This window comes from Pseudomonas sp. NFX98 (assembly GCF_047784845.1).
Lineage (GTDB): Bacteria > Pseudomonadota > Gammaproteobacteria > Pseudomonadales > Pseudomonadaceae > Aquipseudomonas.
On the sequence record NZ_JBLNNF010000028.1, the window covers coordinates 55,231 to 61,627 of the forward strand.

The following is a 6,397-nucleotide window of genomic DNA, read 5'->3' on the forward strand; positions in this document are numbered from 1 at the left end:
CCCGCATGAGCGACATCCTTGCAGACAGCTTAGATGGCGTAGAACGCCGATCGCTGGCTGACTTCACCGAAAATGCCTACCTCAACTACTCCATGTACGTGATCATGGACCGTGCCTTGCCGCATATCGGCGACGGCCTGAAACCCGTGCAGCGGCGCATCATTTACGCCATGAGCGAGTTGGGGCTGGACGCTGATTCCAAGCACAAGAAATCGGCGCGTACCGTCGGTGACGTGCTAGGCAAGTTCCACCCCCACGGCGACTCGGCCTGCTACGAAGCCATGGTCCTGATGGCGCAGCCGTTCAGCTACCGCTACACGCTGGTGGACGGCCAGGGCAACTGGGGTGCGCCGGACGATCCGAAGTCCTTCGCCGCCATGCGATACACCGAAGCGCGGCTGTCGCGCTATTCCGAAGTGCTGCTCAGCGAACTGGGCCAGGGCACGGCGGACTGGGGCCCGAACTTCGACGGCACCCTCGACGAACCGTTGGTGTTGCCGGCACGTTTGCCGAACATCCTGCTCAACGGCACCACCGGCATCGCCGTGGGCATGGCCACCGACGTACCGCCGCACAACCTGCGCGAAGTCGCCAGTGCCTGCGTGCGTTTGCTCGATGAGCCCAAAGCCACGGTCGAACAGCTCTGCGAGCACATCCAGGGTCCGGATTACCCGACCGAAGCGGAAATCATCACCCCGCGTGCCGATCTGCTGAAAATGTATGAAACCGGCAAGGGCTCGGTGCGCATGCGCGCGGTGTATCACATCGAAGACGGCGACATCATCGTCACCGCGTTGCCGCATCAGGTCTCCGGCGCCAAGGTGCTGGAACAGATCGCCGCGATGATGCAGGCCAAGCCGTCCAAGGCCCCGCAGATTGCCGACTTGCGCGATGAATCCGACCACGAGAACCCGTGCCGGATCGTGATTATTCCGGGTGCACGGAAGAACTTTGACCACGACGCATTGATGCAGCACTTGTTCGCCAGCACCGAGCTGGAGTCGAGCTACCGGGTCAACGTCAACATCATTGGCCTGGATGGCAAACCGCAGCTGAAAAACCTGCGGGCCTTGCTGGTCGAGTGGCTGGAGTTCCGGGTGCAGACCGTTCGTCGGCGCCTGCAATTCCGTCTCGACAAGGTCGAACGCCGCCTGCACCTGTTGGACGGTTTGTTGATTGCCTACCTCAACCTGGATGAAGTGATTCATATCATCCGTACCGAGGAGCATCCGAAAGCCGCGCTGATCGAGCGTTTCGCCCTGAGCGAAATCCAGGCCGACTACATCCTCGACACCCGTTTGCGTCAGTTGGCGCGACTGGAAGAAATGAAGCTGCGGGCCGAGCAGGATGAACTGCTCAAGGAACAAGCCAAGCTGCAAGCGCTGCTGAGCAGCGAAGCCAAGCTGAAGAAACTGGTTCGCACCGAACTGATCAAGGACGCTGAAACCTATGGTGATGACCGCCGTTCGCCAATCGTCGAGCGTACTGAAGCCAAAGCGCTGACTGAACACGATCTGTTGCCGAACGAAAAAGTGACGGTCGTGCTGTCGGAAAAAGGCTGGGTGCGCTCCGCCAAGGGCCACGAGATCGACGCCACCGGGCTTTCCTACAAGGCTGGCGACGGCTTCAAGGCACTGGCCGCCGGGCGTTCCAACCAGTTTGCGGTGTTCATCGACTCCACTGGTCGCAGCTATTCGGTGCCCGCCCACACGCTGCCGTCGGCCCGTGGCCAGGGCGAACCGCTGACCGGTCGTCTGACACCGCCACCGGGCGCAAGCTTCGAATGCGTGCTGATGCCGGAAGATGATGCGCTGTACGTCATCGCGTCCGATGCCGGTTACGGTTTCGTGGTCAAGGGTGAAGACCTGCAAGCCAAGAACAAGGCGGGCAAGGCCCTGTTGAGCCTGCCGAACAACGCCAAGGTGATCCTGCCGCGTGCGGTGGCTGATCGTGAACAGAACTGGCTGGCTTCGGTGACCACCGAAGGTCGCCTGCTGATCTTCAAGATCAGCGATCTGCCACAATTAGGTAAGGGCAAAGGCAACAAGATCATCGGTATTTCCGGTGAGCGTGTGGCCAGTCGCGAAGAATATGTCACGGACATCGCCGTCATCCCGGAGGGCGCCACTTTGGTGTTGCAGGCCGGAAAACGTACCTTGTCACTGAAAGCGGACGACCTCGAACACTACAAGGGTGAGCGTGGGCGTCGTGGTAACAAATTGCCACGTGGCTTCCAGAGGGTAGATGCGCTGCTCGTCGAAAACCTCAATTAAGCGTCCTAGAGGCCTCGATCTACGATTTAACGCGTAGATCGGCGCTTTGGCGCTGGAGTCGGAACGCATATTCACGGATGATATGGCCTTTCAAGCGCCGGCGTGGCCGAGCGTTCTTCATATTTATTGAGTATTTTCACTGTGGTTAGCCTTGTGGCAATCACCTGGATGGGACGATGACTGCTCTGCGCCTTCCTTTTATTTTGATGCTCGCCGGCGTTCTTGGCCTGGCGGGTTGCAGCGTTCACCAGCCGGTGTCGCTGTACCAACTGGACGCCGGAAGTCCGGTTCAGCCTGCGCAAAACGCGGGCATGGCGGTATTGCTGGGCCCGGTGACCGTTGCTGACTATCTGCAACGCGAAACCCTGTTGCAGCGTCAACCCGATGGCAGCCTGCAAGCCTCCACCGACGGTCGTTGGGCCGGGAGCTTGTCTTCGGACATCGATCAGCTGCTGCTGCGTCAGGTCGCCGGTCATCTGGACAGCCAGCGCGTGGTATTGGCGCCGGCAACCGTTGGCTTTACGCCGGATGTTCAAGTATTGCTGACCATCACGCGTCTGGATTCCGGCCAAAAGCAGCCAGCGATCCTCGATGCGCAATGGCGTTTGATCGACCGCCGTGGGCAGGTGCGCGACAACCGCATCATTCATTTGCAGGAACAGCACGCTGGCACCACGGCAGCGCAGGTTCAGGCTCAGGGCGTGTTGTTGCAGAAACTGTCCGAACAGCTGTCGACCGCGCTCAAGCCGCTGGCCAACCAGCCACCGATCGCCGAAGCGCCAAAGAAACCGGCTCCCAAGCCTGTGGCGCCTGCGGCGGAAGCGGAAAAGCAGCCGAAGATCCCGATGGCTTCGCCGATCCGGACGGATATGGAAGTGTTCCGGTTCTAAGCCTGGATCGATTCAAACCAAAGCCCGCCTTGTGCGGGCTTTGTTGTTTCTGCTGATTGGAGACTTCCGGTATGGCTGATGGCCTCATCGCTGGCAAGCCAGCTCCCACAGGGGTATCTGTTGAGCGCAGATTGTGTGTACGACATCAATCACTGTGGGAGCTGGCTTGCCAGCGATAGCGACTGTACAGGCAACAAAAAGCCCGCAGACGAGTGACCGTATGCGGGCTTCAATATGTAAAGGCTGAAAGATCGCAGCCTTCGGCAGCTCCTACGGCTTAAGCCCGACGCTCATGCATCCGCGCCAGTTGCCGCTCCAGCATCGATGGATAAGGCTCCATCAACCGCTCCACGCAGCAAGCGCCTTCAGGGCTGGCAATCGGGCGGATCCGTGCGCGTTGACGGATCAGCGCGTCGTCACTGATCTTGCGTTCCACCAGCAGCAGGTTGCGGCTGTGTTGCGACAGGGCCAGGGCATCCTGGGCGGGGTCAGTCAGCAGCAGATCAATCTGGCTCAGGCCGAACAGTTCGTCGCCCAGGGTCAGGCCCAGCTGCAATTGCAGGGTGATGCCGCTGTCGGCGACTTCGATCTGCAACTGATGACCCAGCGCACGCAGCAACTCGCCGCAGCAGATGGCATTGGTCAGGTAATCGTCGCCGCTGTCTTCGGTGTGGAACAGCATCAGCGTGCTGCCATCGTTCAGGGTGTGCAGTTCACTCTGGTAGAGCGAAGCGGCCTGGTCGAGGCAGTCGCGGTAGCGCTTGAGCAGTTCTTCCAGGCGAGTGCGCGGCAAGCGACGCAGCTGCTCCTGGGAGCCCAACTGCACAGCCAGAACGGCGCTGTGTTGCGGCACATTCGATGGTGCAGGACGGGCGACCGGTTTTGCTGCACTGTCTGCCGATTCATCGATCAAATCAGCGAAGGCATCGTCGTCGTCGTCATCGACGGTACTGACAACCCGCCGTGGCGCCGCCTTCAACGCAGCCATCGGGCGGCTTTCGTCGAAGCTCGGGTCACGCAGGTTGCGTACTTCGAAGCCCGGTTCGGCATCGTCGTCTTCGTCGTCAAACTCGGGTTCCGGCACTGGCTCCGGTTCGGCGGGCTCTGGCGCAAAGTTGGCGTGCAGCTGACGCGCGAGGTCGCCGATCTCATCCTGGCGTTCGGTGGCCGGGGTGTATTCGTCGATATTGCGCAGCCATACGCGCAATTGCAGGAGCGGCGTGGAGATGTGCCGGCCCAGGCGCAGGCTCAAGGCCAGGGACAGCGCCAACAGGATCGCACTCAAGATGCCCATGCTTTGCAGGCTGATGGTCATCGGCTGCTGGAACTGATCCATGTCCAGGCTGATGCGCAGCTGACCGGCGGTCACGTCTTGGAAAGTGATCTTGCTCTGGTACATGCCCTCGGCTTCGCCCAACAGGCCGTGCTTGGGACGCTGACCGGCTTCGGCGAGGATGCGGTTGTCCACGCTATAGATTGCGGCGTGGGCCACCAACTTGTTCTTGGTCAGGTTGTTGAGCAGCACGTTGAGGCTGAGGATATCGTTGGACACCAACAGCTCGGTGGCCGAGGTGGCGGTCTGCGTGGTCAGGCTTTCGCCCAGCGCATCGGCCTGCTCGTGCATGGCCTGCTTGAACTGCAAACCCATCACGCAGGCGTAGATCACCAGGGCCAGAGCGACCAGGATCACGTTATGGCTGGCGATGCGTAATGCAATCGGTACACGGCGGTGGCGCAGTGCCCGGAAGATCAGCAGGAAGAAGTTATCGGTTTTTACTGGCGTGGGCCGGTTCACTTGAGCTCGGCTCTTTTGTCCGTGAAGTTGACGCGCAGTATAGCGAGAGGCCCTAGACCGGCAAAGCGCTCACGGTGCCCGATGGTCACTGAATGTGGGTAGAATGCGGTTTTTTTCCACCTGCGGGGGTGCGCCTTGCACGAAATCGTCCTGATAAACATCACGGGAGTCGACCGTCCAGGTCTGACTGCGGCCATTACCGGCGTTCTGGCCCAGGGTGGTGTGAACATTCTCGACATCGGTCAGGCGGTGATCCACGACACTTTGTCGTTCGGCATCCTGGTTGAAATTCCCGACACCGAGCAAGGCAAGTCCGTGCTCAAGGACATCCTGTTCAAGGGCTATGAACTGGATCAACAGGTGCGTTTCACGCCGGTGTCCGAAGAGGATTACCAGCAGTGGGTCGGCAACCAGGGCAAAAAACGCCACATCGTGACGCTGTTGACCCGCAAGGTGACCGCCGGACAATTGCAGGCCGTGAGTTCGATCACCGCCAAATACGGCCTCAACATCGACCACATCGATCGTTTGTCCGGGCGCATGCCGCTGGACACCCCGGCCGACAAGGGCAAGGGCTGCATCGAGTTTTCCGTGCGTGGCGAAGCGGCCGATCCGCAGGCGCTGCGTGCCGAATTCCTCAGCGTCGCCCAAGAGCTGAACGTCGATATCGCCTTCCAGGAAGATTCGCTGTTCCGTCGCAACCGTCGTCTGGCGGTGTTCGACATGGACTCGACCCTGATCGAAGCCGAAGTGATCGACGAGTTGGCCAAGGCTGCCGGTGTGGGCGACAAGGTTTCGGAAATCACCGAGCGGGCGATGGCTGGCGAATTGGACTTCCGCGCCAGCTTCAAAGAGCGCCTGGCGTTGCTCAAAGGTCTGGATGTCGGCGTGCTGGACTCGATCGGCGCCTCGCTGCGTCTGACTGAAGGCGCGGAAACCCTGTTCGCCGAACTCAAGCGCCTGGGTTACAAGACTGCCATTCTGTCGGGCGGCTTCACCTACTTCGCCAAGCAATTGCAGGCCAAGTTGGGCATCGACTACGTGTTCGCCAACGAGCTGGAAGTGGTCGACGGCAAGGTTACGGGCGTTGCAATCGAGCCGATTGTCGATGCACAACGCAAGGCGGATCTGCTGAAAGAACTGGCGCATAAGGAAGGCTTGCGACTGGAGCAGACCATTGCGGTCGGCGACGGCGCCAACGACTTGCCGATGCTGGCGATTGCCGGTTTGGGCGTGGCATTCCGTGCCAAGCCGCTGGTGAAACAGTCGGCGAAGCAGGCGATTTCCACCCTTGGGCTGGATGGCGTGCTGTATCTGCTGGGCTTCCGCGATCGCGACGGACAGCTCTGATACACCCGCAGTCTGTGGATCTGCATGTAGGAGCTGCCGCAGGCTGCGATCTTTTGATCTTGATTTCCCAAGATCAAAAGATCGCAGCC

General features: G+C 60.2%; 4 protein-coding genes. 3 read left to right on the top strand and 1 reads right to left on the bottom strand.

All coding sequences use genetic code 11. The annotated features are described in order from the left end of the window. Positions 1–5 precede the first annotated feature (5 nt). On the top strand, positions 6–2,273 hold the full coding sequence (gene parC, locus ACM110_RS28195; RefSeq protein ID WP_416130349.1) for a DNA topoisomerase IV subunit A: 2,268 nt from the start codon (positions 6–8) through the stop codon (positions 2,271–2,273). 176 nt (positions 2,274–2,449) lie between these two features. Then, positions 2,450–3,163 carry a membrane integrity-associated transporter subunit PqiC gene (locus ACM110_RS28200; RefSeq protein WP_416130350.1) on the top strand — a complete coding sequence of 238 codons (714 nt, stop codon included), beginning with the start codon at positions 2,450–2,452 and terminating at the stop codon, positions 3,161–3,163. 277 nt (positions 3,164–3,440) lie between these two features. On the opposite strand, the gene ACM110_RS28205 is transcribed toward ACM110_RS28200, so the two are convergent. Beyond that, positions 3,441–4,958 carry an AhpA/YtjB family protein gene (locus ACM110_RS28205; protein WP_416130351.1) on the bottom strand — a complete coding sequence of 506 codons (1,518 nt, stop codon included), beginning with the start codon at positions 4,956–4,958 and terminating at the stop codon, positions 3,441–3,443. 135 nt (positions 4,959–5,093) lie between these two features. Here ACM110_RS28205 and serB point away from each other — a divergent pair, with 135 nt between their 5' ends. Beyond that, positions 5,094–6,308 carry a phosphoserine phosphatase SerB gene (gene serB, locus ACM110_RS28210; RefSeq protein WP_416130352.1) on the top strand — a complete coding sequence of 405 codons (1,215 nt, stop codon included), beginning with the start codon at positions 5,094–5,096 and terminating at the stop codon, positions 6,306–6,308. The last annotated feature ends 89 nt before the right edge of the window (positions 6,309–6,397 follow it).

Coding starts and splice junctions, on each gene's coding strand:
- parC (WP_416130349.1), top strand. CDS start 6: ATGAGCGACATCCTTGCAGACAGCTTAGATGGCGTAGAACGCCGATCG.
- ACM110_RS28200 (WP_416130350.1), top strand. CDS start 2,450: ATGACTGCTCTGCGCCTTCCTTTTATTTTGATGCTCGCCGGCGTTCTT.